The following is a 23,353-nucleotide window of genomic DNA, read 5'->3' as shown; positions in this document are numbered from 1 at the left end:
CGCTCATGGAAGCGGCGTTTTGGCACGACAAGTGGGAGCGGGGCATTACCGGCTTCCATCTCGATCACATCAATCCCCATCTGGCAGAGCACTGGCCACAACTGAACCTGCCCGGCGGCACGCCGGTTCTGGTGCCGTTGTGTGGCAAATCCCTGGACCTGGCGTATCTGGCCGGTGAGGGGCATCCGGTACTGGGGGTTGAGCTGAACGCGCTGGCGGTGGACGCGCTGTTTGCCAGCCTGGGCCAAACCCCGACCGTGAGCCAGGAGGGGGCCCTTCTGCGTCACCAGTTCGATGAACTGACGGTGCTGCAAGGCGACCTGTTTCAGGTGACGCCAGAGCAAACCCGCCACTGCACCGCCTTTTATGATCGTGCCGCCCTGATCGCCCTGCCAGCCCCGATGCGGGATCGCTATGTGACCGCCCTGGCCGAACTGCTGCCCAGTGGCGCTGTCGGGTTACTGGTGACGCTTGATTACCCCCAGGACGCCCTGGCCGGACCGCCGTTTGCAGTGGCGGAGCAGGAGGTGGTTGAGCGACTGTCGCCCTGGTTCGTGGTGGAGAAGCTGGCCAGCCATGATGTGCTGGCGGATAACCCGCGCTTTGTGGCCAAGGGCGCGCCCTGGCTGCAGGAAGAGGTGTATCGCCTGGTGCGTCGCTGAACAGGCTGACCGAACCGCAGCAAAAAGAACGGCAACCCGAAGGTTGCCGTTTATCTGTCCCAGGGAGGGAGGTTTAGAAGCGGTAGCGCATACCTACGGTAACCAGAGTGTCATCGATGTCTTCAGCGTTATCGATGGCCGCATCGTAGTAAGCCACGTGGCCGTATACGTAGGCAGACTTGGTCAGGGTGTAATCCAGACCCAGGGTGTAGTTGGTGACTTCCTTAACGGTGCCGTCGGTGTCCAGGCCCTTCGCGAAGGAGCCCATGCCGCCGTCGTCGTAGCCGAACTGGCCTTTCAGCATAAAGTTACCCAGCGGGTACTTGGCGGACACGATGTAGCCGGTGCCGTCAACGTCGCTGTTGCTGGTCAGCTCGGAATCCTGATAGATCAGGCCCAGCTGCAGGTCAGCCAGCTTCAGCTGACCGGTGATGCGGTAGGAGGTCAGGTCGCTGATGCCATCCACGTAACCAAAGCCGATGTAGTACGGGGCTTTCTTCAGGCCCTTGTCACCAAAGCCGCCCATTACCGCGAAGTTGTTGCCGTCCACGTCAGCGCCTTCAGCGTAGAAGTCGTCTTCCAGCAGGTAGGTGGCTTTACCGGTGAACAGACCCAGCTTCGGCAGAGTGTAGGTGATGCTGTCACCGACACGATCCTGACCCGGCAGGATGGCAAAGATATCGGCGTTCAGGTTACCGAAGGCGTCAACGCCGGCTTCGGAAGCTTTGAATGCGGTGTCGTTACGACCGAACACCACTTCACCGAAGTTGCCGCCCAGACCCACGTAGGTGTTACGGCTGCTGAAGGGCTCTTTGCCGTTGCTCTGGTCACCGCCGTTGACGCCCACTTCCGCCTTGTACACGACGTACAGGTTGGTGTTGATGTCGTGGGTACCCTTGATACCGATGTTGGAGGAGTTGTTTTCCAGAACGGTACCGGACTTGTTGCCAGTGCCCTGAACCAGGATACCGGTGTCGCTGTCGGTAATGGAGACGTTGAGGTCACCGTAGAAGGTGGGGCCGTCGGCCAGGGCTTGGGTGGAGAAACCGGCCAGCAGGGAGGCCACGGCGACAGATAACAGGCGTTGCTTCATTACTTCTTGTCCTCTTTGGGTTGCCCGCCCCGGTTGCAGGTGGTGTGGGGCAGTTCAAAAGTCCGTTTGTAAGCAGGTTGTTAGACTGCTTTCGCCAGAATTGGTGAAGTTGGCGGCAGTTTGTCATGGGGTTTTTGTGATGTAACGCAAAACGCCTTAAGAATTTGATCTGGCTCACCTTTGTTTTAAATAAAGGTGTGAGCTGGCTGGATTGTGATCGGTGCGGCAAGGCAGGCTCTTGTCAGCCAAGATCAGAGGCACTAGGGTGGGGAGTTTTCTTGCCCTTGGCGCCCTCCGCATTGCTGCTATAATCGCGGCCTTTTTGGTCGCTGGAACGCAAAGATGAACGACGCTTATCTGCAACGCTTTGGTGGTATTGGCCGCCTTTATGGTCAGGCTGCACTGGCTGCTTATGCCCGCTCCCACGTGTGTGTGGTGGGGATTGGCGGCGTGGGCACCTGGGCGGCAGAAGCGCTGGCGCGCTCCGGCATCGGTCAGATCACCCTGATCGACCTCGATGACATCTGCACCACCAACACCAATCGCCAGATCCATGCCCTCAGCGACACCATCGGCCAATCCAAGGTGGCGGTGATGGCGGCGCGTATCCGTGCCATCAATCCGGATTGTGTGGTGAATGAGGTGGAGGAGTTTGTTGATCTGGATAACCTCGACGAGGTGTTGCCGCAGGGGCTGGACTATCTGGTGGACTGCATCGATGCGGTCAAACCCAAGGCGGCCCTGATTGCCCACTGCAAGCGACGCAAGATCCGCATCGTTACCGTGGGCGGTGCTGGTGGGCAGCTGGACCCCACCCGGGTGCAGGTGGCCGACCTGGCCAAGACCTATCAGGATCCGCTGGCGGCCAAGGTGCGCAATCTGCTGCGCCGCGAGTACCACTTCTCCAAGAACCCCAAGCGTCGTTTCCAGGTGGAGTGCGTGTTCTCCGACGAGCAACTGCGCTACCCCGGCGCTGATGGCACCGTCTGCCTGGCCAAGTCCGCCGCTGAGGGCCCGAAGGCGATGGACTGCAGCAGCGGATTCGGTGCGGTGACGCCGGTGACCGGCACGTTTGGTTTTGTGGCCGCCAGCCGGGTGCTGCTTAAGCTGGCGGAGCGGGCCAACCAACAGAGCGAGTGAGCACCGCGCCGCAATCGGTTACACTGGGGTCAATGGTTTGTTGATCAAGGTGTTAGGTGATGATTGCGGCAACGGTTCTGGCATTGGCGTTAAGCTCGGAGATCCATCCGATGCTGGCGACGGCCCCGACCAAGCCCACCGCCGAAGAGGCCAGCGAACCGCTGCCGGAAGCCCCGCCGTTAGAAGATCCCACTGACGACGCGGATCAGCGTTGGTACGACAAAGCCCACAACCTGCTGTCCGCTTCTGCCCAGGACAGCGCCCTCTGGTTTGATGACTTCTTTGGTCCCAGCGAGGAAGCGGACCAGGCCTCCAGCCACTTTCGTCTGCGTCTGCAGCAGCGGATGTTTGAGCGGGAGTCCAACGAGTTCAAGGTGCGGGTCTCCGCTTCCTACTACCTGCCCAACACCGAAAAACGCCTGAAACTGTTGGTGGAGTCCGACCCGGACAGCGAGTTGACCGAACTGCGCGACGGTCAGTCGGAGGAGGGGGATGGCGGGGCCCGGGCCGCGCTGCGCTGGATCCCGCTGGATTTTCGCCGCTGGGATCTCTCCTTTGATATCGGGGTGCAGCTGGACTCCGGCCTGGATCCTTTTGCCCGAACCCGGGCCCGCTACTTCTACAGCTTTGATGAGCGCACCGTGATGAAGTTCTCCCAGGAGTTCAAAGCGGAGGTGCAGGATGGCTGGAGTGAAACGTCGCGGCTGACACTGGAACGCATCTTCAGCCGCTCAGGTTATCGTCTGCATGGCCGTGCCAAGTACGGCGAGCAGACCGAAGGGCTGGAGTGGAGCACCACCTTTGTGCGCGCGCAGCGGCTCGATACCCGCTCTGCGCTGGCGACCTTTGTATCGGCTTCCGGCCAGACCAAGGATGAGGAGGAGCAGAGCGAGATCTACCGACTGGGGGCCAACTATCGTCGCAACTTTCTGCGCAGCTGGCTGTTTTACGAGATCGAGCCGCAGCTGACCTGGCCGCGCAAATACGACTACGTCACCAATCTCGAGTTACGCCTCACCCTGGAGGTGCAGTTCGGTAACTGGGATCGGGGGCGGGATCGGATCAATCAGATCTGATCCGCCAGGGCCAGGATCTGGCGCACAACGGCATTGAGGCCGCTGGCCCGGGAGGGGCTGAGGTGGTCGGCCAGACCCAGTTCGCGGAACCACTCATCCAGTCCCACTTGCGCCAGCTCAGCGCTGCTGCGCCCATTGCAAGCCGCCAGCACCAACACCAGCAACCCCCGCACAATGCGCGCCTCGGAGTCCGCCAGGAAATAGTGGCGACCCTCCAGTTCCTGGTGGTAAAGCCAGGTGGCACTCTCACATCCCGCCACTTCGGCGTCGGCCTTGTGCCACTGTGGCGCCAGCGCCGGCATTCGGCTGCCGAGTTTCATCAGCAGGCGGTAGCGCCCCTGCCAGTGGCCCTGGGCTTTTAACTCAGCATCCAGTTGCTCACGGGTCAGGGTGGGGCCAACCGGGTTTTCACGAAACGCCGCCTCAGAGGGGATCATCATTTAAAAACTCTCTCATATCGCGCAACGCCTCGACAAAGGCGTCGATCTCCGCCGCCGTATTATACGCCGCTACTGACACCCGGCAGGTGCCTTTGACGCCCAATGCCGCCATCAGGGGTTGGCAGCAGTGGTGGCCACAGCGCACCGCAATGCCGGCCTGATCCAGCCAGATGCCCACGTCCTGGTGATGCTCGCCCTCAACGTTAAAGGCCAGGCTACCGGCGTTGTCCTCGAAGGCACTATAGAGGGTGATGCCCTCGATGCTGGCCAGCCCGGTGCGGGCACGGGCCAGCAAGACCGATTCGTGGGCAGCCAGAGCGGCACGGTCCTGCGCCATCAGCCACTGGGCGGCGGCACCCAGGCCGACCGCTTCGGCGATGGCGGGGGTGCCCGCTTCGAACTTAAAGGGCAGCTGGTTAAAGCTGCTCTGTTCAAACGACACCTTGTGAATCATCTCGCCGCCAAACTGGTAGGGAGGCATCGCCTCCAGCAATGCTCTGCGTCCCCACAGCACGCCGATGCCGGTCGGGCCATACATCTTATGGCCGGAAAAGGCATAGAAGTCGCAGCCCAGCGCCTGCACGTCGACGGTGTCATGGGCGATGCCCTGTGCCCCATCGACAATGGTGATCGCCCCGGCGGCGCGAGCCAGGGGCAACCAGCGTGACAGCGGTGCCCGTGCCCCGAGGGCATTGGCCACCTGAGTCAGGATCACCACCCTGGGCTGTTGCGCCAGCAGGGCCAGGTAAGCGGCCTCATCCAGCTGACCCGCCTTATCCAGTGGGATAGGGCAGAGTCGGGCGCCGGCGCGCTGGGCGGCTTGTTGCCAAGGCACGATGCTGGCGTGGTGCGCCCAGGAGTCGATCAGGATGAGGTCTCCCGCCTGCAACTGTTGGCCGCCGAGGCTGCTGGCCAGCAGGTTCATCGCCTCCGTGGTCCCCCGGGTAAAGAGCACCGATTCCCGCTCTGGGGCATTAATAAAGCGGGCCAGCGTGTCGCGCGCCCCTTCAAAGGCCCGTGTGGCACGGGCAGAGAGACGGTGGGCACCCCGGTGCACGTTGGCGTTATCGGCCTGATAGAACTGCTGCATCGCTTCCAGCACCGCCGTCGGTTTCTGGGTGGTGGCGGCGTTGTCGAGGTAGATCAGGTCGGGCTGTTGCAGGGCCGGAAACTGCGCTCTCAGGGTGTCCAGGCTCATATCGGGGCGGCTTTCCTTTTAAACGGGGCGCAGAGCATGCTTGATGCGCCCCGGGGTTGCAAGACTCAGGGACAGGGATAACGGTGGGTGTCACCCAGCGCCTGCAGGGCCTGTTCCAGTTCGTCGTTCCAGGCCAGATCCACGCTGGCCAGATTCTGTTCCAGTTGCGCCAGGGTGGTGGCGCCGATCAGCGTGCTGGCACAGAAGGGGCGTGTGCGCACAAAGGCCAGCGCCAGCTGGGCCGGACTGAGTCCGAACCGGTTGGCCAGCGCCAGAAAATCCTCCACAGCGGCGTCGGCGGCCGGCCCGGCGTAGCGCTTGAAGCGTTCAAAGCGGGTCAGGCGGGCACCCTCCGGGCGGGTACCACCGGCGTATTTACCGGAGAGCACGCCGAACGCCATCGGCGAGTAGGCCAGCAGTGGCAGGGGTTCGCGCTGGGCGATCTCGGCCAGGCCGACTTCAAAGCTGCGATTGAGCAGATTGTAGGGGTTCTGAATGCTGACCGCCCGGGGCAGGTCGTGCTTGTCGGCCAGGTGGAGATACTGCATCGCCCCCCAGGGGGTTTCGTTGGAGAGGCCGATATGGCGGATCTTACCGGCCCGCACCAGATCATCCAACGCCGACAGGGTCTCCAGGATGGGGGTCATCGACTCCTTCTCGCTGGCCTCGTAGCCCAGTTGGCCAAAGAAGTTGGTGCGACGGTGGGGCCAGTGCACCTGATACAGGTCGATGCACTCGATGCCGAGCCGGCTCAGTGAGGCGTCGCAGGCGGCGAACAGGTTGCGGCGGTCCAGCGCCATATCGGGACGCAGGTAATCGCAGGGGCCACCCGGTGCGGCCACTTTGGTGGCCACCACCCACTGGTGGCGATTGCCCCGTTGGCGCAGGTAGTCGCCAATGATGGTTTCGGTGGCGCCCTGAGTTTCCGGGCGGGGCGGCACCGGATACATCTCGGCGGCGTCCAGCAGGTTGATGCCGGCGCCGTGGGCGCGGTCCATCTGCTCGAACGCCTCGGCGGCGCTGTTTTGTTCGCCAAAGGTCATGGTGCCCAGGCCGAGGGCACTGACGCGCAATTCACTGTGGGGCAGGCGATTCAATTGCATAGGGTTACTCCGCGTTCAGGGGGTATAACTCGGGAAAGCGAAAGGGCGCCAGTTGCAGGATCAGGGTGTCCTGATAGAGGCTGGCGCGGTCCATCAGGCCACCGGTCAGGATGCCGATGGCACCGCCACGCTGCTTGATGTTGTGCTGCTGAAACAGATCATCCATCACCGGGCCCAGCTCTTCGCCGGCTTCCAACCGTGTGGCGATGACGGGGGGCAGCGGCAGCGGGGCACTGCGGCCAACGCGGGTGCGATGGCCATCGCTCACAGCCACATAGGCGAAGGTGCAGGGCACACCATCGAGGCGATCGTAGCCGCCTTCAAAGGCCACGTAATAGTCGGCCTCCGGGTCGGCCTGTCGCAGGGCGGCCAGCCGATTCAGTGCGCCCTGACGGGTCTCCTCATGACTCATCGGTTGCTCGGCCACGCCGGACGGCACGGCGTGTGCCCGGGACTGCCAGGGCCGGTCGGCAAAACTGTGGGCCAGTGCCTGCTCGGCGGCCCGAATCTTCACGGGGTTATGGGAGGCCACCGCGACGACGGCTTGGGACATGAATGCTCCTGAGTCAGGGAGTTAGACTGTTATTTTGCCACGGCCATTGCGACAATGGCGGCAAATTCGTCACTGCCGTGAGCCGTTATGTTGTTGACCGTATTGATCTACCTTCTGCTGGGTGTGCTGGCGGGCATTTTGTCCGGCCTGTTTGGCATCGGTGGGGGACTGGTGATTGTCCCTGTCCTGTTGACGGTATTGCCCTGGATGGGGGTGGCGCCGGAGGTGCTGATTCACCTGGCGATTGGCACCTCGTTGGCGACCATTGTGGTCACCTCCTCAAGCGGCATTCGTGCTCATAATAAGCGCGGCAACGTCGACTGGGAGACCGTGAAGCGCTTTGTGCCCTGGGTGGTGTTGGGCTCCTTTGCCGGCGGCTCGGTGGCGGCCCTGTTGCCGGGGGCGTTACTGGAACGGCTGTTCGGTATCTTCCTGTTGCTGGTGGCGACCCAGATGTGGTTCAGCCTGAAACCGAACCCGGATCGCTCGCTGCCTAAAACCCCCGGACTGGCGCTGGCGGGGGGGACCATCGGAACCATCTCGTCGATGTTTGGGATTGGCGGGGCCACCATCAGTGTGCCTTTCTTACGCTGGTGTTCGTTACCGATCACCAAGGCGGTGGGGGTCTCTGCGACGCTGGCGTTTCCCATCGCCCTGTCTGGGGTGATCAGCTACCTGATCAACGGTTGGGGTCATCCTCAGTTGCCTGAGTGGAGCCTGGGCTACGTCTACCTTCCCGCTTTCTTCGGCATCGTCGTGGCCAGTACCCAGTTTGTCCGGGTGGGTGCGACGCTGGCGGTGAAACTACCTGGGCACGTGCTACAGCGGGCTTTTGCGGCGTTTATGGCGATTCTGGGCGTTCGTCTGCTGATGTTGTAGTAAAGTTTCATCAGCGTAAATGACTGGTAAATCAAATCTGTAATAGTGCGTGCGTCTGCCATGTGAGCGATATCACAGTGAAAAACCCTCACAGTGATGAATATCAAGGTAAAATGGTAAGACCAATCCACGAAAAAAGTTCACTCTGGATCGGATTTGTGATCCGCGTCACCTGAGCTGTTTTGCGAAGTGATTTCGATCACGTTTTTGGCTGGGGAAATCTCTATTCTTGCCCCCGCTAACTCGAACACTCATAGGTGATTTCTAATGCAGAACCACAACACTGCAACCGCCACCCAGACTGCTGCCAAGTCTGGCTTTACCAAGCAGGACCTGACCTGGTCCCTGTCCATGTTCGGTACCGCTGTTGGTGCCGGCGTACTGTTCCTGCCGATCCGTGCTGGCCTGGAAGGTTTCTGGCCTCTGATCCTGATGGTGCTGCTGGTGGGTCCGATGACTTACCTGTCTCACCGTGCCCTGGCACGTTTCGTTCTCTCTTCCCCGAAGAAAGACGCTGACATCACTGAAGTGGTGGAAGCGCACTTTGGTAAAGCGGCGGGTTGGTTGATCACCTTCCTGTACTTCTTCGCCATCTACCCGATCGTGCTGATTTACGGCAACGCCATCACCAGCACCGTGGACAGCTTCATGGTTCACCAGCTGGGCCTGGAGTCTCTGCCGCGCTGGCTGCTGTCCGGCGTTCTGGTTGCCATGATGATGGGCGTGATGATCCTGGGCCAGAAGCTGATGCTGAAGGTTACCGAGATGCTGGTATACCCGCTGGTGTTCATCCTGTTCGCCATGTCCGTATACCTGATCCCGGACTGGTCTATGGCTGCCATGAGCGTTGATGCCATGCCGTCCATGGACGCCATGCTGCTGGCCGTGTACCTGACCATCCCGATGCTGATCTTCTCTTTCAACCACAGCCCGGCCGTTTCCTCCATGGCTCTGGCTCAGCGCAAAGCGCACGGTGAGAAAGCGGTTGAGAAGTCTGACGCCATCCTGATGCGCGCCTCTGGCATGCTGCTGGGCTTCGTGATGTTCTTCGTATTCAGCTGTGTACTGGCTCTGTCTCCGGAGCAGCTGGCTGAAGCTAAGGCTCAGAACATCTCCATCCTGAGCTACCTGGCGAACGTGCACGACTCTGCGCTGATCTCCTACGTAGGTCCGCTGGTGGCGTTCCTGGCTATCTTCTCCTCCTTCTTCGGTCACTACCTGGGTGCCAAAGAGGGTCTGGCTGGCATCGTTAAGCAGTCTGCTCCGAAAGCGGTTGAGCGCATGGGCGAGAAGAAATTCGACCAAGCTCTGGTGGCCTTCTTCTTCTTCTCCGTATGGGGTGTGGCCGTTATCAACCCGTCTGTACTGGGCATGATTGAATCTCTGGGTGCGCCGTTCATCGCCGCCATCCTGTTCCTGATGCCGATGTACGCCATTAAGAAAGTACCGGCCATGAAGAAGTACGACGGCAAGCTGTCCAACATCTTCGTGACCGTGATGGGCCTGATTGCCATCAGCTCCATCGTGGGTGGTTTCTTCTAAACCCCCCTTATGACTCCTGAGCCGGGGTCCTCACCCCGGCTCTTTTTTTCCCCTGTTTCTTCGAGGAATGCCCTGATGTTCAGTGTGTTTGATATCTTCAAAATCGGTGTTGGTCCTTCCAGCTCCCATACCGTTGGCCCCATGAAGGCGGCCAAGCAGTTCATTGATGACCTGCGTGCCATGGACAAGCTGCGTCAAGTGACCCGCATCAGCGTGGATATCTACGGTTCCCTGTCTTTGACCGGTAAAGGCCACCACACTGACATCGCCATCATCATGGGTCTGGGCGGCAACAGCCCGGAAACCGTGGACATCGACGGCATCCCCGAGTTCATCAGCCGGGTTGAGCAAACCGAGCGTCTGCCGGTCGGCATGCACTGCCACACCGTTGACTTCCCGCGCGACGCGGTGACCTTCCACGAGGACACCCTGCCGCTGCACGAAAACGGCATGAGCATTCACGCCTTTATCGGTGACGAAGTGGCTTACTCCAAGACTTACTACTCTATCGGTGGCGGCGCCATCGTAGAGGAGGAGCACTTTGGTCAGCCGGACGCCAACCTGAAGCCGCTGCCTTACGCCTTTACCGATGCAGAGAGCCTGCTGGCCCTGTGTAAGGAAACCGGCATGAGCATCAGCGCGCTGATGATGGAGAACGAAAAGGTCTACCACAGCGAGTCCGACATCTACGAAGGCTTCGGCCAGGTGTGGAATGTGATGCGTGAGTGCATCGAGCGTGGTTGCGCCACCGAAGGTCTGCTGGCGGGTCCGCTGAAGGTGCCGCGTCGCGCTTCTGCCCTGCATCGCCAGCTGATCGCCAACGAGCGCACCAACAACGACCCGATGGCCATCATCGACTGGGTTAACATGTTTGCCCTGGCCGCGTCCGAAGAGAACGCTGCCGGTGGTCGCGTGGTGACTGCACCGACCAACGGTGCGGCAGGCATCATTCCGGCCGTACTGGCGTACTACGACAAGTTCATCGAGAAGGTGGGCGTAAAGCAGTACACCAAGTTCTACCTGGCTGCAGGTGCCGTTGGCGCTCTGTACAAGATGAACGCGTCCATCTCCGGTGCGGAAGTGGGCTGTCAGGGTGAAGTGGGCGTGGCCTGTTCCATGGCCGCTGCCGGTCTGGCTGAGCTGATGGGTGCGAGCCCGTCTCAGGTGTGCATCGCCGCGGAAATCGCGATGGAGCACCACCTGGGCCTGACCTGTGACCCGGTTGCCGGCCAGGTGCAGGTTCCCTGCATCGAGCGTAACGCCATCGCGTCCGTAAAAGCGATCAACTCCACCCGCATGGCGATGCGTCGTAACTCCGAGCCCTGTGTGTCTCTGGACAAGGTGATCGCCACCATGTACGAGACCGGTAAGGATATGCACCCGAAATACCGCGAGACCTCCCGTGGCGGTCTGGCCATCAAGGTGCTGAACGTCTGCTAAGACGGAGTCATCGGAAAAACCCGCCATTCGGCGGGTTTTTTTATGCCGCTCAGTAGCGGGTGAAGATCAGCAGAGCGTGTGACGGCGCGTGCAGTTCACGCAGCTCAACATGGCGGGGCAGGCGCTGCTGCAGGGCGTCAATCTGATCCTGCCAGTGGGGTTCGGTATCGAAGTCCAGACCTGCCAGGCAGCGTCGCTCACGACACATCAGGGCGTGGCTGAGCGGCTCCCCCATTGGCCCAAGCCAAGCCGGTTTCAGCCAGTCCTGGCTCCAGTCTCCCCAGCGATGGTCCTGATAGAAGCGCTGCCACTCCTGCTGAATGGCGGCTTCCGGTGCGGGGGATGGGGGGAGGTCGGCGATGGCAACAAAGCCGAGCAGGGTCTGGCCATTATCATCGGCCAGCCACACCTTGCCGCCGTACTCCACCACGTCACCGTGTCGACGGTAGGCCCGGGCGAGTGAGTCAAAGATGGGTTGGTCGGGGGTAATGCGGTGATGCGTGACAACGCTGCTGGCGATCGCCACAGCGGGCGCGGCCGCGTATTGCGGGGTGACTTTAGGGGGCGGCAGGTGGGTCCATAAGGTGGTGGCGGCCAGCCACAACACCCCTGCCGCGAGTGGGAACAGGGTCCATCTGTTCCGAACCATGGCGCTACTCGCGATGTTGGCAAAATGTAGCGATTAGTTTAGCGAAATGGGGCTAGCGGGTGTGGCTCTTTCCAGCCAGAAAGTCGCTGACTCGTTCTGCCGGCAGGGGCCGACCCAGCTGATAGCCCTGACCGTACTGACAGCCCATCTGTTTCAGCATCGCCACCTGCTTTGGGTTGTCGATGCCTTCGGCATTCACTTTCATTCCCAGCGCCGACGCCAGGTTCAGGATGGCGGAGATCACCGCTTCTGCCCGCTGGTCCTCGTGCAGGCGGCTGATAAAGCTGCGATCCACTTTGACTACGTCCAGCGGCAGGCGGTGCAGGTAGCTGAGGCTGGAGTAGCCGGTGCCGAAGTCATCCATCATCAACTTGATGCCAAGCCGACGCAGCTGACGCAGCACACTGGCTGCCTGGTCCGGCTGGTGCAGCAGCGAGCGTTCGGTGATCTCAATGAGCAAAGAGCGGGCTGACAAGCCGGACTGCTTCAGTGACTGCATCACCACGTCGAGACTGTCCGCGCGGTTAAACCATTCGGAGCTCAGATTGACGCTGACACCGACTCGGGCCAGCCGGGGGTATTTGCGTTGCCACTGGGCAAACTGCTGGCAGGCCTGGTTCAGTACCCAGCGATCCAGAGGCAGGATCTGGTGGGTTTCCTCCATCAGCTCGATAAACTCCCCGGGCAGCAGCAAGCCACGTTCCGGGTGGCGCCAGCGCACCAGTGCCTCGAAGCCCACCAGCTGTTCTGAGGCCAGGTTCCAGACCGGCTGGTAGTGCACCTCAAACTGGTTCAGCTCCAGTGCGCGCTGCAGTTCGTTCTCCAGCTTCATACGATGCTGGGCGGCTTCACGCATGCTGTTATCGAACACCACGGGCGCGGCCCGGTGGGCCTGCTTGGCGCGGTACATCGCCACATCGGCGTCGCGCAGCAGTTCGACCGGGCTTTGGTACTGGCTTAGTCCGAAGGCGATGCCGATGCTGGTGCCGCTGTAGATCTCCTCACCGTCGATGTAGAACGGCTTGGCCAGCACCGCCTGGATGCGTTCGGCGCTCTGCAGCGCGTCGTTATCGCAGGAGAGGTGCTCCAGCAGGATGGCAAACTCGTCGCCACCAAGGCGCGCGACGGTATCGGAACCACGAACGCAGCCGGACAGACGGTGGGCTACCTGAGCCAGCAGGCGGTCACCGGTCAGGTGGCCGAGCGAGTCGTTGATCACCTTGAAGCGGTTGAGGTCGAGAAACAGCAGGGCGTAGTGGAAGTTCGGGTCCCGCGCTTTGATCGACAGCACCTGGTGCAGGCGTTGCATGATCATGCTGCGGTTGGGGAGGGTGGTCAGCTCGTCGTGCAGGGCATCGTGACGCAGTTGCGACTCAATGCGGCGACGCTCGTTAATCTCGTGCTCCAGCGCCTGAGTGCGGTGCAGTACGGCTTGTTCCAGCGCCTGCTGGTTGTTGGTCAGCCGTTCTGCGGCCCGGCGCCAGCGGATCACTCCGGCAATATGGTGGGCCAGGTAGCCGATCAGTTTCAGCTCCTCCTCACCGTAGGCGATGGGGTTGTTGTAGTCCTGCAATACCAGGGCGCCAAGCGCAACGCCATCGTGGCTGAGAGGGGCCCCCAGCCAGCACTGGGACGTGCGGCCGAGCAGTTCAATCTCGCCCTCGTCGGCCAGGGTCAGCATCTGCTGGTAGTTCAGCAGTACCGGCGCATTGAGTTTCAGCAGGTACTCGGTGGCGCCCCGGCCCAGTGGTCGCGCTTCCGGTACCGGAGAGTGGTCATCACAGCTGTAGGGGAAGTGCAGTTGCTTGCCGCTGTCATCCAGCAGGGCCACATAGAAGTTGTCGGCCATCAGCAACTCACCAATCAATTGGTGGAAGCCGCCGTAGAGCTCGAGCAGCGGCGCGTTGGATTGGCTGAGCTCGGTAATGCGATAGAGCACCGACAGGATGCGGTCTGAACGCTCGGGCCCCTGGCCCAGGCAGGGACGCTGTCGCAGTTGTTGGGTCAGGCCCTGGGCGATGTAGGGCGCCAGTTGATCCAGCAGGTTGAGGTCGGCGGCGCAGTAGCGTTCCTTTTCGTAGCTTTGCACCACCAGCGCCCCAATCACTTTGTCTTCATGCTTCAGCACAACCCCCATCCAGCTGTCCGGCAAGGCGCCAATCAGGCGGATCTGGCCACGGCTCAGCATGGAGCTGATCTCCACCTGATGGAGGAACATCGAGCGGCCCCGTTTCAGCAGCAGATCAGTCAGGCCGTGGCGCAGGCTTTCCGGCGGCGCCGAAACGCGGCGGTCCTGGGCCCACAGCAAGCGCGGGCCATCCTCATCCGCCAGAGCGACAAAGCCGTTTTTACCCGGCATGCGCGTGGCGAGCAGGTCGATGATGGCCTGACAGTAGGCATGAGGCGCACTGGCCTGGGCCGCGAGTTGGGCGATCTGGAACAACATTGTGCCGAGGTCCGGTTCGGCCTCATGAGAGCGTTGGGGCACAGCCTTGGGGGTTGGCATAGGGGGGGCAAATAAAATCCATTTCGCTGATGGTCGCAGTGTGCCACCAGAGCGGGCCGCTGTCATGGTTGGCATGCATTGCCAGAGGGCTAGAAATAAACACGCCACCAAAATTGGTGGCGTGGTCACAGATCAGTCGTCGAGGTCGTCGCTGTCGCTACTGTCGTCGCTGTCGTCATTGGTGCCACGAGGGGAGCCGCTGATGGTGATCAGGCGTTTGCCCTGGCTGGCCTTCAGGTATTTGGCCCACAGACGCTCAAGCGGCGTGCAGCCCTCTACCTTGCCCTGGACGAACTCAACGAAGTGCTGTTCGTCTTCAGACAGCGGCGCGCGGGAGCCGTTGGACAGGGCCTGCATGGCCTGGCCGTGGCGTTCCAGCAGGTCCGCTTCGTTAATGGTGAAAGTCCCGCTGCGGCGGAAGCCTCGGGGGAAATGACGGTTATCAAAGAATTTTTGCTCAGAGCTAAAGCTTTGACTTGCGGTCATGGGTTTTTCAGCCTCGATGAATCAGAGTTAGCGTCACGCTGGCAAAGTTATATGAGAGCCGCGTGACAGCTAAAACAAAATATTTTCGCGCTTTGCGCAAAATGCCTTTATGCCTCAGGCTTTGGCTTTCGGCTTGGCGGTGTTATCGAACAGCCCCAGTCGGATACGGATAAAGTGGAAAATCTCCTGCGGGATGTTGATGTCCACCACTTTCTCCAGGCCTTCAAAGCCCGGGGAGGAGTTTGCTTCGCAAATCTTGAAGTGGTCGGTATCAAACAGCAGGTCGATACCCGCAACATCCAGACCAACGGCGCGGGAGCACTGGGTGGCCAGCCATTCGATCTCCGGGGTCATCTCCGTCGGCTTCAGGCTGCCGCCGTTGCTGTAGTTGGCCTTGAAGTCGCCATCTTTGGCGACGCGCTCAAAACAGGCTACGGCACGGCCACCAATGGTGAACACGCGCAGGTCACGACCGTGAGAGGCTTTGATAAACTCCTGCAGAATGATGTTGGCGTTCTGCGCGGTGGATTCGATCAACTGCATCAGGTCGTTGAACTCGCTGGCGTCCTTGGACAGGAATACGCCGCTGCCCTGGGTGCCGGACAGAGTCTTGATCACCACCGGGAAGCCCAGGGACTTCTTGACCAGCTCCACATCAACCGGGAACTTAACCAGCATGGTGTTGGGGGTCGGCAGGTTTTCCTGAGCCAGGATCTGCTGAGTAAACAACTTGTCCTTTACCGCTTCGATGCTGTGGGACTGGTTCACCACGTACACACCCAGGCGCTCCAGATGGCGGATCAGTGCCAGGGCAAAGTAGGTGGTGGAAGAGCCCATACGGGGCAATACGAAGTCGGGCAGGGAGACACGCTCGCCATGCAGCAGAATGCTACGGTCGCCACCTTGAGTGACTTTCAGGTCAAAGTCTTCGGGGGCATACACTTCCAGTTGGATGTTCTGCTTGGCGGCTTCTTCCATAAAGCGGTCAATTTCGTAGCGCTCAGGCTTGAGCAGATTGGCGCAATCTTTGTAGATGATCCAGCCGCGCATGGGGGTGGTCTCCAGTTAAAGTTAAGTTGTTTCTTATCAAAGTCTTAAGATAAATAATGACTCGACGCTGGCCCGCCGGTTTGGGGGGCGGCTAGTATAGGGCTCGTGGCCAAAGGCCAAAGCGAAAAATTTTTGCGCTGAACGAAAACGGAACTATGGATACTGAGCTTCTAAAAACCTTTATGGAGGTCTACAAAGCGGGGCGTTTCAGCCGCGCGGCGGAGAACCTCTATCTGACCCAGTCTGCGGTCAGCTTCCGCATTCGACAGCTTGAGCAGAACCTTGGTGTGGCGCTGTTTGCCCGCCAACGCAGCCAGCTGACCCTGACCGCCGCGGGCGAGCGTCTGCTGCCTCACGCTGAAGCGATTTTGAGCAATCTGGAACGTGCCCGGCTGGAAGTGGCTCTGGGTGAGGACCAGCACAACCAGCTGGCCATTGGCGGCACCCCCAATATCTGGGACGGCGTTCTCAGCGAGGCGTTGCCGCGCATCCATCAGGCCTTGCCGGCCCTGGCGATGCGGGCGGAATCACTGCCCTCTGCCCAGCTGACACGGCAGTTGCTGGAGCGCACTCTGGACATGGCCGTGATGTTTGATCCGCCCAAGGCGGAGGGGCTGCAGATCGAGGAGCTGCCCTGTGTGCGGTTGCTGCCGGTGACCACCTTTGAAGATGGCAGCATGAGTGACTACGTCCATGTGGATTGGGGCACCGCGTTTGATATTCGCCTGGCCCGTCAGAACGGCCCGACGCCACGGCCGGTATTGCGGGTCAGCACCAGCCATATTGCCCTGCGCTTCCTGCTCAGTTGTGGTGGCAGCGCTTACCTGCCGGAAGATCGGGTGGCGGATCTGATCAGTGAAGGCCGCTTACACCTGATTGAGAATGAGCCAACGGTTGAGCGCCAGGTTTTCTGTGCCTGGAATGAACACAGCGAAAATCGTGATTTGCTTAATGAAATTCGTGATTTGCTGAAACAGGGCCGAGAACTGGACCTGAACTAAACTGTCGGGCAAAGTGGGGCCTACCACCATCGGAAAAGGAGCCACCGATGTTTCTCGACTACTTCGCGTTGGGGTTGTTGGTGTTCGTGGCACTGGTGCTGTTCTACGGCATCATCGCGATTCACGACATCCCCTACGAGATTGCCAAGCATCGTGACCACCCCCACCAGGACGCCATCCATGTGGCGGGCTGGGTCAGTCTGTTTACCCTCCATGCCATCTGGCCGTTCCTCTGGATCTGGGCCACCTTGTATCGCTCTGAGCGTGGCTGGGGCTTTATTCAACGTCAGGAAGCCTTAGAGCGTCGCGAGACGGCGCTGGAAGACCGCGAAACCGAGCTGGAACAGCAGGTGGCGCAGCTGCGTTCGGATGTGGCCGAGCTGAAAGCCCAGTTGCAGCAACAGCGGGGAGGTGCCTGATGGACTTACTGCTGATTCTGACCTACGCCGCCCTGTGCGTGGGCATATTCAAAGTGTTCAATATCCCCCTCAATAAATGGACCGTACCGACGGCGGTGTTGGGTGGGGTGGTATTGATCGGCACCCTGCTGCTGCTGATGAACTACAACCATCCCTTCACTCCGCTGGCGCGCCAGGTCTATGTGGCCACACCCATCGTCCCGACGGTGCGCGGCATCGTGGTAGAGGTGCCGGTGCAGCCGAACCAGCCGCTCAGTAAAGGGGATGTCCTGTTTCGCATTGATGATGCCCGCTTCCGGGATGAGGTCGATCGTTACCTGGCGGAGCTGACTGCGGCCGAGTCAGAGCGCGATCGCACCCTGGCGGCCTTTAAGCGTTATGAAGAGGGCTTTAAACGCGGCGGTGCCTTTACCGAGCTGGAACTGGATAACCGGCGTCAGCTCTATCTGACGGCGGAAGCGCAGGTACAGCGCACCAAGGCGTTGCTGGATAAAGCTCAGGTTGACCTGACCGAGACGGTCGTACGGGCACCGCAAGACGGATACGTTACCCAGGTGGCGTTGCGTCCCGGCATGATGGCTGTGCCGCTGCCGCTGCGCCCGGTGATGGTGTTTATCAATGAAGAGGACGATCGCTTCGTGGGCGCCTTTAACCAGAAGTCACTGCTGCGCTTGCAAAGCGGTTACGAGGCGGAGGTGATCTTCGAGGCGATTCCGGGACGGGTATTTAAAGCCCAGGTTGCGCAGGTGCTGCCCAACATTGCCGAGGGTCAGATCCAGGCCTCCGGCACCCTGCTCAGCTCGGATCTGCTGGTTCGCCGCGGTCGGGCCTTTGTTGAGGTTCAGCTGCTGGATGACATCAGCGAGCTGGGCCTGCCCGATGGGGCGCATGCGGAGATTGCGGTCTATTCCGATAAGTTCAGCCATGTGTCGATCATCCGGCGTGTGTTGCTGCGGATGAAAAGCTGGCAGAACTACCTGTTCTTGGAGCACTGAGCCTCCGCGCAGGACCGAAGCCCGGCAGAATTGCCGGGCTTTTTGATCCTGGTCAACCGGGCGAAAGGCGCCGCCGGACCGAGGGCATATCCTTATATAAGGCCTCACAACAGATGGAGGTGCAAAGTGGCAAGACGTTACCCGGTTGGAGCGGCCTCTGACCATCCCTTTGGACGTTTTGCGCAGCGCTTGCCCAGCCTGTTTGAGCGCTGGGACCGGGACTGGTTACCCATGTGGGGAGAAGGGGAGGAGCCCTTGATGCCCGCAGTGGACCTTAAGGAGGAGGAAGACAAGTTGGTGCTCAAAGCGGACCTGCCAGGCTTAAGCGAGAAGGATATCGAGCTGGTTTGCCTGGGAGACAGGCTGACGCTGAAAGCCCAGAGGGAGACGGAAAAGGCCGATAAAAAGGAGGACTATCACGTTACTGAACGGCAGTTTGGCAGTTATCAACGGACGTTGAGATTGCCCTTTGCGGTTCGTGACCCAGAAGCGATTCGGGCGCACTACGAGAAGGGGGTATTAACGGTTGAAATCCCCAAATCCGATGCGGTGAAACTGCAACAGCGGCCTATCAAGATCGAGTTTGGGTCCTGACAAATGTGATCATCCCAGTGCGCACTTCGGTGCGCACTTTTTTTAACCGGTTCAATTCGGTATGGTGTGAGCCCACCATTTGGAGAGGGACCATCCATGCTGAACCCCACGTTTTGCCGGCGCGTGTTGTTGCTGTTGGCGATTGAAGAATTGGACCGGCCGTCAGTGCCGGCATTGATCCGTCACCTGGGGTGGCCCCGCCGTACCATTCAGGACATTCTCAAGGCATTACCGGGCCTTGGGGTGCAGGTGCAGTTTGTTGAAGATGGCATCCGTCACAACGATGGCTATTATGCGATCCAGTCCTGGGGTGGCCTCAATTCAGAGTGGGCACACAATCACAAAGCGGAACTGAGAGCCGCCCTCGACCAAGCGTGATCCGGTTAAAAGATCCGCACGCCACAATCCGGTTTTCCTTTTCCCCCCGGGGGGCCTCGATATAATCGAAAGCCTCTGCCGCCCAGCGGCTTCACCTGTCGTAAAAGGACAAGCCATGAGTAAGAAAAACAGTCGCATGGACGGCATCGTTGCTGCAGTATTTGGTGGCATCAGCGTATTTCTGTACGTGATCGTTCAGGCGTTCTAACGCCGACAGAGACAAAAAAGGCGCCTAAGGGCGCCTTTTTGCGTTTCGCACGTTTGCCTTTACACCAACAGACGTCGGGCGGCCTCGACCACAGTCGTAATGGCGGTGGTCTCTGTCTGCTTCATCAGTTCCGCGCTGGGGATCTCCTGTTGGTGACGGTTCACGATCACCCCGGCCACGCAGCCCGCCTTAAGACCGAGTGCAGAACACATGGTCAGCAGGGTGGCAGACTCCATCTCATAGTTGAGTACACCCAGCGCCTGCCACTCCTCCATTGACCCCTGGAAGCGGCGGGTCACACGGCCAGAGAAGGTATCGTAACGCTCCTGCCCCGGATAGAAGGTATCGGAACTGGCGGTAATGCCGGTGCGCAGCGGTACCGTTTGAGCCCGCGCGGCCTCAACCAGCGCCGAGGTGCAATCAAAGTCCGCCACCGCCGGGTATTCCATCGGCGCAAAGTGGCCGCTGGCACCGTCAAGCCGCACCGAACCGGTGGTCACGATCAAGCTGCCGACCTCAATGTCGGGCTGAATGGCCCCGGTGGTGCCAATGCGCAGGAAGGTACGAACGCCCAGCTGCGCCAGCTCCTCTACTGCAATCGACGTCGATGGACCGCCAATGCCGGTGGAGCAGACCACCACGGGGGTTCCTTCTATATAAGCTAAGTAACTGGTGAACTCGCGGGTACTGGCGAGCGCCTTGGGGTTATCCATCAGGTTTGCGATGCGCTCAACCCGTTCCGGGTCGCCGGGGACAATGGCCAGTGTGGCGCCTTCCAGCATGGGTTGGGTCAGGGCCAGGTGAAATACAGTGCTCATGGTCATTCCTTCTCGGAGTGGGATGGAGTCAATCTAGACCACCAGCTCCGCGGTGAACACCCCCTGGCTCACACAGTGGCCGGAAAGGGGGGTAACCGTGTCGTGATGTTTTGTGTTAACTCCGGTAACATCCGGTCGCTATCAATACAATAGTGGTCGAACTGCGTTATTAAGGATGGATGATGAAACAATGGATCTGTGCCAGCGTGCTGGCAATGATGGCACTTCCGGTACAAGCCGATACCTTGGGTATCTACGCCGGAGGCGGCAGCTTTAAAGGCAGCACCAGCGGCCAACTGGGCAGCGACCCGGTCGATATCGAAAACGACCTGGGGCTCAGTGATGACGACAGCGGCTACCAGGCCTATGTGGCACTGGAACACCCCATCCCACTCCTGCCCAACATCCGTATCGCTGCGGTGAGCTTTGATACCGATGGCAGCGGCGCTCTGGGCAGTGACTTCAGCTTTGGCGGCGTGACCATCCCTGCCGGCGCCACGACGGCCACCAGTCTGGAGTACCAACACACCGACATCACCCTTTATTACGAACTGTGGGATACCGGCTTTGATCTGGACCTGGGGCTGACGGCCCGCCAGATGGATATCACCACCGACATTCGCTATGCCGCCATTGGTGACCTGAGCGCTGGCCAGGCTTCCGAAACCTTCGATGAGTGGGTGCCGCTGTTATATGGTGCTGCGCGAGTTGACCTGCCCCTTACCGGCCTGTACGCCGGTGCGGCCATTCAGGGCGTGGGCTATTCCGACTCCAGCTTTCTCGATTATCAGGTCCGCTTAGGTTGGACCTTTGATCTGGTGGCGGTCGATTTGGGTGTTGAAGTGGGGTATCGGGTACTGGCGCTCGACCTGGATGAAGACGATGTGGGTGATCTGACCGCTGACATCGACATTGATGGCGTCTTTATTCACGGCGTTCTGCATTTCTAAGCGTCCAGCGACACCAATAATGGCCCCGGGATCGCGGTCAAAACGCGATTTTGGGGCCGTTTCTGTGGATAACTCCGGTATAACCTGTGCCATTGCTGTGGCATTGTTCAGTCAGTCATTTTTCTGCAATTTCCTCTTGTCGGCGCCGAATTCCGCCCTATAATGCGCTCCCTGTCGACGGGGCAAAGCGGAACACAAAACGCTGAGCCACCAAGGCCTCCAAGAGGTTCTGGTTAAAACTTAGACGGTCGGAAAGGAAAGTTGAAAACGCCCTTGACGATGACGGAGAAACGCGTAGAATGCGCCTCCTGCCTCGAGTGAGGCAACGCTCTTTAACAAGTTATCAGACAATCTGTGTGGGCACTCACGCAGTGTTGAGAAATCATCATTTTCTCGATGCTACTGAGTGACACCAAGTTAATTCAGTATTCATTGAGTAGCTTCTACGGAAGCAAATCAAAATCTTTAATTGAAGAGTTTGATCATGGCTCAGATTGAACGCTGGCGGCAGGCCTAACACATGCAAGTCGAGCGGCAGCGACAACATTGAACCTTCGGGGGATTTGTTGGGCGGCGAGCGGCGGACGGGTGAGTAATGCTTAGGAATTTGCCCAGTCGAGGGGGACAACAGTTGGAAACGACTGCTAATACCGCATACGCCCTACGGGGGAAAGCAGGGGCTCTTCGGACCTTGCGCGATTGGATAAGCCTAAGTGAGATTAGCTAGTTGGTGAGGTAATGGCTCACCAAGGCGACGATCTCTAGCTGGTTTGAGAGGATGATCAGCCACACTGGGACTGAGACACGGCCCAGACTCCTACGGGAGGCAGCAGTGGGGAATATTGCACAATGGGCGAAAGCCTGATGCAGCCATGCCGCGTGTGTGAAGAAGGCCTTCGGGTTGTAAAGCACTTTCAGCGAGGAGGAAAGGTTAGTGGTTAATACCCGCTAGCTGTGACGTTACTCGCAGAAGAAGCACCGGCTAACTCCGTGCCAGCAGCCGCGGTAATACGGAGGGTGCGAGCGTTAATCGGAATTACTGGGCGTAAAGCGCATGCAGGCGGCCAAGTCAGTCAGATGTGAAAGCCCCGGGCTTAACCTGGGAATTGCATTTGATACTGCTTGGCTAGAGTCCTTGAGAGGGGGGTAGAATTTCAGGTGTAGCGGTGAAATGCGTAGAGATCTGAAGGAATACCAGTGGCGAAGGCGGCCCCCTGGCAAGAGACTGACGCTCAGATGCGAAAGCGTGGGGAGCAAACAGGATTAGATACCCTGGTAGTCCACGCCGTAAACGATGTCTATTAGGAGTCTGTGCCCTTGAGGCGTGGGTTCCAAAGCTAACGCATTAAATAGACCGCCTGGGGAGTACGGCCGCAAGGTTAAAACTCAAATGAATTGACGGGGGCCCGCACAAGCGGTGGAGCATGTGGTTTAATTCGATGCAACGCGAAGAACCTTACCTACCCTTGACATCCAGAGAACTTACCAGAGATGGTTTGGTGCCTTCGGGAACTCTGAGACAGGTGCTGCATGGCTGTCGTCAGCTCGTGTTGTGAAATGTTGGGTTAAGTCCCGCAACGAGCGCAACCCTTGTCCTATGTTGCCAGCGCGTAATGGCGGGAACTCATGGGAGACTGCCGGTGATAAACCGGAGGAAGGTGGGGACGACGTCAAGTCATCATGGCCCTTACGGGTAGGGCTACACACGTGCTACAATGGTCAGTACAAAGGGTTGCCAACTCGCGAGAGTGAGCCAATCCCATAAAGCTGGTCGTAGTCCGGATTGGAGTCTGCAACTCGACTCCATGAAGTCGGAATCGCTAGTAATCGTGGATCAGAATGCCACGGTGAATACGTTCCCGGGCCTTGTACACACCGCCCGTCACACCATGGGAGTGGGCTGCAAAAGAAGTGGGTAGTTTAACCTTCGGGAGGACGCTCACCACTTTGTGGTTCATGACTGGGGTGAAGTCGTAACAAGGTAGCCCTAGGGGAACCTGGGGCTGGATCACCTCCTTAACGACATGAATTCTTGCCTGCGTCGAGTGTTCACACAGATTGTCTGAGTCAATGCGAAAGTGTTGATTTGGAACCGTTCTTTAACAATTTGGATAAGCTGATAAATTTCTCGAGAAATTGTAAGAGTAAACTTCTTGCAAGTGTCTTGATATCC

At 59.5% G+C, this 23,353-nt stretch carries 22 protein-coding genes and 1 rRNA gene; 13 read left to right on the top strand and 10 right to left on the bottom strand.

Annotation, left to right across the window (positions count from 1 at the left end):
* Positions 1 to 5: 5 nt before the first annotated feature.
* Positions 6 to 662 (top strand): thiopurine S-methyltransferase, encoded by a 657-nt coding sequence (locus FBAL_RS17070; RefSeq protein ID WP_013346839.1) that lies wholly within the window; start codon positions 6 to 8, stop codon positions 660 to 662.
* A 73-nt stretch (positions 663 to 735) separates the two neighbouring features.
* On the opposite strand, the gene FBAL_RS17065 is transcribed toward FBAL_RS17070, so the two are convergent.
* Positions 736 to 1,755 carry a porin gene (locus FBAL_RS17065; protein WP_013346838.1) on the bottom strand — a complete coding sequence of 340 codons (1,020 nt, stop codon included), beginning with the start codon at positions 1,753 to 1,755 and terminating at the stop codon, positions 736 to 738.
* Positions 1,756 to 2,097: 342 nt separating this feature from the next.
* Here FBAL_RS17065 and tcdA point away from each other — a divergent pair, with 342 nt between their 5' ends.
* Together tcdA and FBAL_RS17055 are read left to right on the top strand one after the other, a co-directional pair.
* On the top strand, positions 2,098 to 2,895 hold the full coding sequence (gene tcdA, locus FBAL_RS17060) for a tRNA cyclic N6-threonylcarbamoyladenosine(37) synthase TcdA (RefSeq protein ID WP_013346837.1): 798 nt from the start codon (positions 2,098 to 2,100) through the stop codon (positions 2,893 to 2,895).
* A 59-nt stretch (positions 2,896 to 2,954) separates the two neighbouring features.
* Positions 2,955 to 3,971 (top strand): hypothetical protein, encoded by a 1,017-nt coding sequence (locus tag FBAL_RS17055; RefSeq protein WP_148226775.1) that lies wholly within the window; start codon positions 2,955 to 2,957, stop codon positions 3,969 to 3,971.
* Here FBAL_RS17055 and FBAL_RS17050 read toward each other — a convergent pair.
* From FBAL_RS17050 to yjjX, 4 genes are all read right to left on the bottom strand, one after another.
* Complete coding sequence (locus FBAL_RS17050; RefSeq protein WP_148226774.1) at positions 3,962 to 4,411, bottom strand: SufE family protein; 450 nt, start codon at positions 4,409 to 4,411, stop codon at positions 3,962 to 3,964. The two genes, FBAL_RS17055 and FBAL_RS17050, sit on opposite strands and share 10 nt — an antisense overlap.
* Positions 4,395 to 5,609, bottom strand: coding sequence for a cysteine desulfurase (locus FBAL_RS17045; RefSeq protein ID WP_013346834.1), 1,215 nt, complete (start codon positions 5,607 to 5,609; stop codon positions 4,395 to 4,397). Before FBAL_RS17045 ends, FBAL_RS17050 begins: the two co-directional genes overlap by 17 nt.
* 65 nt (positions 5,610 to 5,674) lie before the next feature.
* Positions 5,675 to 6,712, bottom strand: a complete 1,038-nt coding sequence (locus FBAL_RS17040) for an NADP(H)-dependent aldo-keto reductase (RefSeq protein WP_013346833.1) — start codon at positions 6,710 to 6,712, stop codon at positions 5,675 to 5,677.
* Positions 6,713 to 6,716: 4 nt separating this feature from the next.
* Entirely contained in the window at positions 6,717 to 7,265 is a 549-nt protein-coding gene (yjjX, locus tag FBAL_RS17035; RefSeq protein ID WP_013346832.1) for an inosine/xanthosine triphosphatase, read from the bottom strand.
* An 87-nt stretch (positions 7,266 to 7,352) separates the two neighbouring features.
* On the opposite strand from yjjX, the gene FBAL_RS17030 reads away from it, so the two are divergent.
* From FBAL_RS17030 to FBAL_RS17020, 3 genes are all read left to right on the top strand, one after another.
* Positions 7,353 to 8,144 (top strand): sulfite exporter TauE/SafE family protein, encoded by a 792-nt coding sequence (locus FBAL_RS17030; protein WP_013346831.1) that lies wholly within the window; start codon positions 7,353 to 7,355, stop codon positions 8,142 to 8,144.
* Positions 8,145 to 8,411: 267 nt separating this feature from the next.
* Entirely contained in the window at positions 8,412 to 9,686 is a 1,275-nt protein-coding gene (locus tag FBAL_RS17025) for an aromatic amino acid transport family protein (protein WP_013346830.1), read from the top strand.
* A gap of 75 nt (positions 9,687 to 9,761) precedes the next feature.
* Entirely contained in the window at positions 9,762 to 11,126 is a 1,365-nt protein-coding gene (locus FBAL_RS17020; protein WP_013346829.1) for an L-serine ammonia-lyase, read from the top strand.
* A 49-nt stretch (positions 11,127 to 11,175) separates the two neighbouring features.
* On the opposite strand, the gene FBAL_RS17015 is transcribed toward FBAL_RS17020, so the two are convergent.
* The 4 genes from FBAL_RS17015 to FBAL_RS17000 form a co-directional block, all read right to left on the bottom strand.
* Positions 11,176 to 11,775: a hypothetical protein gene (locus tag FBAL_RS17015; protein WP_013346828.1), complete on the bottom strand. Its 600-nt coding sequence runs from the start codon at positions 11,773 to 11,775 to the stop codon at positions 11,176 to 11,178.
* A gap of 52 nt (positions 11,776 to 11,827) precedes the next feature.
* Complete coding sequence (locus FBAL_RS17010; RefSeq protein WP_013346827.1) at positions 11,828 to 14,221, bottom strand: bifunctional diguanylate cyclase/phosphodiesterase; 2,394 nt, start codon at positions 14,219 to 14,221, stop codon at positions 11,828 to 11,830.
* Positions 14,222 to 14,413: 192 nt separating this feature from the next.
* Complete coding sequence (locus FBAL_RS17005) at positions 14,414 to 14,767, bottom strand: MaoP family protein (protein WP_013346826.1); 354 nt, start codon at positions 14,765 to 14,767, stop codon at positions 14,414 to 14,416.
* A gap of 114 nt (positions 14,768 to 14,881) precedes the next feature.
* Complete coding sequence (locus FBAL_RS17000) at positions 14,882 to 15,817, bottom strand: ATP-grasp domain-containing protein (RefSeq protein ID WP_013346825.1); 936 nt, start codon at positions 15,815 to 15,817, stop codon at positions 14,882 to 14,884.
* A 155-nt stretch (positions 15,818 to 15,972) separates the two neighbouring features.
* On the opposite strand from FBAL_RS17000, the gene FBAL_RS16995 reads away from it, so the two are divergent.
* From FBAL_RS16995 to FBAL_RS16975, 5 genes are all read left to right on the top strand, one after another.
* Positions 15,973 to 16,818: a LysR family transcriptional regulator gene (locus FBAL_RS16995; protein ID WP_013346824.1), complete on the top strand. Its 846-nt coding sequence runs from the start codon at positions 15,973 to 15,975 to the stop codon at positions 16,816 to 16,818.
* 47 nt (positions 16,819 to 16,865) lie between these two features.
* On the top strand, positions 16,866 to 17,237 hold the full coding sequence (locus FBAL_RS16990) for a DUF3302 domain-containing protein (RefSeq protein WP_013346823.1): 372 nt from the start codon (positions 16,866 to 16,868) through the stop codon (positions 17,235 to 17,237).
* Positions 17,237 to 18,232 carry an efflux RND transporter periplasmic adaptor subunit gene (locus tag FBAL_RS16985; RefSeq protein ID WP_013346822.1) on the top strand — a complete coding sequence of 332 codons (996 nt, stop codon included), beginning with the start codon at positions 17,237 to 17,239 and terminating at the stop codon, positions 18,230 to 18,232. The genes FBAL_RS16990 and FBAL_RS16985 overlap by 1 nt, the downstream gene beginning before the upstream one ends.
* Positions 18,233 to 18,358: 126 nt before the next feature.
* Positions 18,359 to 18,826, top strand: a complete 468-nt coding sequence (locus tag FBAL_RS16980) for an Hsp20/alpha crystallin family protein (protein WP_013346821.1) — start codon at positions 18,359 to 18,361, stop codon at positions 18,824 to 18,826.
* 96 nt (positions 18,827 to 18,922) lie between these two features.
* Positions 18,923 to 19,204 carry a helix-turn-helix domain-containing protein gene (locus tag FBAL_RS16975; RefSeq protein ID WP_013346820.1) on the top strand — a complete coding sequence of 94 codons (282 nt, stop codon included), beginning with the start codon at positions 18,923 to 18,925 and terminating at the stop codon, positions 19,202 to 19,204.
* A 267-nt stretch (positions 19,205 to 19,471) separates the two neighbouring features.
* Here FBAL_RS16975 and udp read toward each other — a convergent pair whose 3' ends face one another.
* Positions 19,472 to 20,230 (bottom strand): uridine phosphorylase, encoded by a 759-nt coding sequence (gene udp / locus FBAL_RS16970; RefSeq protein ID WP_013346818.1) that lies wholly within the window; start codon positions 20,228 to 20,230, stop codon positions 19,472 to 19,474.
* Between the two features lie 179 nt (positions 20,231 to 20,409).
* Between udp and FBAL_RS16965 the strand changes: the two genes are divergently transcribed.
* Positions 20,410 to 21,180, top strand: coding sequence for a TIGR04219 family outer membrane beta-barrel protein (locus FBAL_RS16965; protein ID WP_083771244.1), 771 nt, complete (start codon positions 20,410 to 20,412; stop codon positions 21,178 to 21,180).
* A gap of 466 nt (positions 21,181 to 21,646) precedes the next feature.
* Positions 21,647 to 23,199, top strand: a 16S ribosomal RNA gene (locus tag FBAL_RS16960).
* Positions 23,200 to 23,353: the final 154 nt, after the last annotated feature.

This window comes from Ferrimonas balearica DSM 9799 (genome assembly GCF_000148645.1).
In the GTDB taxonomy this organism is placed as follows: domain Bacteria; phylum Pseudomonadota; class Gammaproteobacteria; order Enterobacterales; family Shewanellaceae; genus Ferrimonas; species Ferrimonas balearica.
This window is presented reverse-complemented; position numbering and strand designations above follow the sequence as displayed.

Excerpts from the sequence above, each read along its gene's own strand:
- FBAL_RS17055 (WP_148226775.1), top strand. The coding sequence starts at position 2,955 with ATGATTGCGGCAACGGTTCTGGCATTGGCGTTAAGCTCGGAGATCCAT.
- FBAL_RS17040 (WP_013346833.1), bottom strand. The coding sequence starts at position 6,712 with ATGCAATTGAATCGCCTGCCCCACAGTGAATTGCGCGTCAGTGCCCTC.
- yjjX (WP_013346832.1), bottom strand. The coding sequence starts at position 7,265 with ATGTCCCAAGCCGTCGTCGCGGTGGCCTCCCATAACCCCGTGAAGATT.
- FBAL_RS17005 (WP_013346826.1), bottom strand. The coding sequence starts at position 14,767 with ATGACCGCAAGTCAAAGCTTTAGCTCTGAGCAAAAATTCTTTGATAAC.
- FBAL_RS16990 (WP_013346823.1), top strand. The coding sequence starts at position 16,866 with ATGTTTCTCGACTACTTCGCGTTGGGGTTGTTGGTGTTCGTGGCACTG.
- tcdA (WP_013346837.1), top strand. The coding sequence starts at position 2,098 with ATGAACGACGCTTATCTGCAACGCTTTGGTGGTATTGGCCGCCTTTAT.
- FBAL_RS17050 (WP_148226774.1), bottom strand. The coding sequence starts at position 4,411 with ATGATGATCCCCTCTGAGGCGGCGTTTCGTGAAAACCCGGTTGGCCCC.
- FBAL_RS17015 (WP_013346828.1), bottom strand. The coding sequence starts at position 11,775 with ATGGTTCGGAACAGATGGACCCTGTTCCCACTCGCGGCAGGGGTGTTG.
- FBAL_RS17000 (WP_013346825.1), bottom strand. The coding sequence starts at position 15,817 with ATGCGCGGCTGGATCATCTACAAAGATTGCGCCAATCTGCTCAAGCCT.
- udp (WP_013346818.1), bottom strand. The coding sequence starts at position 20,230 with ATGAGCACTGTATTTCACCTGGCCCTGACCCAACCCATGCTGGAAGGC.
- FBAL_RS16975 (WP_013346820.1), top strand. The coding sequence starts at position 18,923 with ATGCTGAACCCCACGTTTTGCCGGCGCGTGTTGTTGCTGTTGGCGATT.
- FBAL_RS17065 (WP_013346838.1), bottom strand. The coding sequence starts at position 1,755 with ATGAAGCAACGCCTGTTATCTGTCGCCGTGGCCTCCCTGCTGGCCGGT.
- FBAL_RS17070 (WP_013346839.1), top strand. The coding sequence starts at position 6 with ATGGAAGCGGCGTTTTGGCACGACAAGTGGGAGCGGGGCATTACCGGC.
- FBAL_RS17045 (WP_013346834.1), bottom strand. The coding sequence starts at position 5,609 with ATGAGCCTGGACACCCTGAGAGCGCAGTTTCCGGCCCTGCAACAGCCC.
- FBAL_RS17025 (WP_013346830.1), top strand. The coding sequence starts at position 8,412 with ATGCAGAACCACAACACTGCAACCGCCACCCAGACTGCTGCCAAGTCT.
- FBAL_RS17010 (WP_013346827.1), bottom strand. The coding sequence starts at position 14,221 with ATGTTGTTCCAGATCGCCCAACTCGCGGCCCAGGCCAGTGCGCCTCAT.
- FBAL_RS16995 (WP_013346824.1), top strand. The coding sequence starts at position 15,973 with ATGGATACTGAGCTTCTAAAAACCTTTATGGAGGTCTACAAAGCGGGG.
- FBAL_RS16965 (WP_083771244.1), top strand. The coding sequence starts at position 20,410 with ATGATGAAACAATGGATCTGTGCCAGCGTGCTGGCAATGATGGCACTT.
- FBAL_RS16985 (WP_013346822.1), top strand. The coding sequence starts at position 17,237 with ATGGACTTACTGCTGATTCTGACCTACGCCGCCCTGTGCGTGGGCATA.
- FBAL_RS17030 (WP_013346831.1), top strand. The coding sequence starts at position 7,353 with ATGTTGTTGACCGTATTGATCTACCTTCTGCTGGGTGTGCTGGCGGGC.
- FBAL_RS17020 (WP_013346829.1), top strand. The coding sequence starts at position 9,762 with ATGTTCAGTGTGTTTGATATCTTCAAAATCGGTGTTGGTCCTTCCAGC.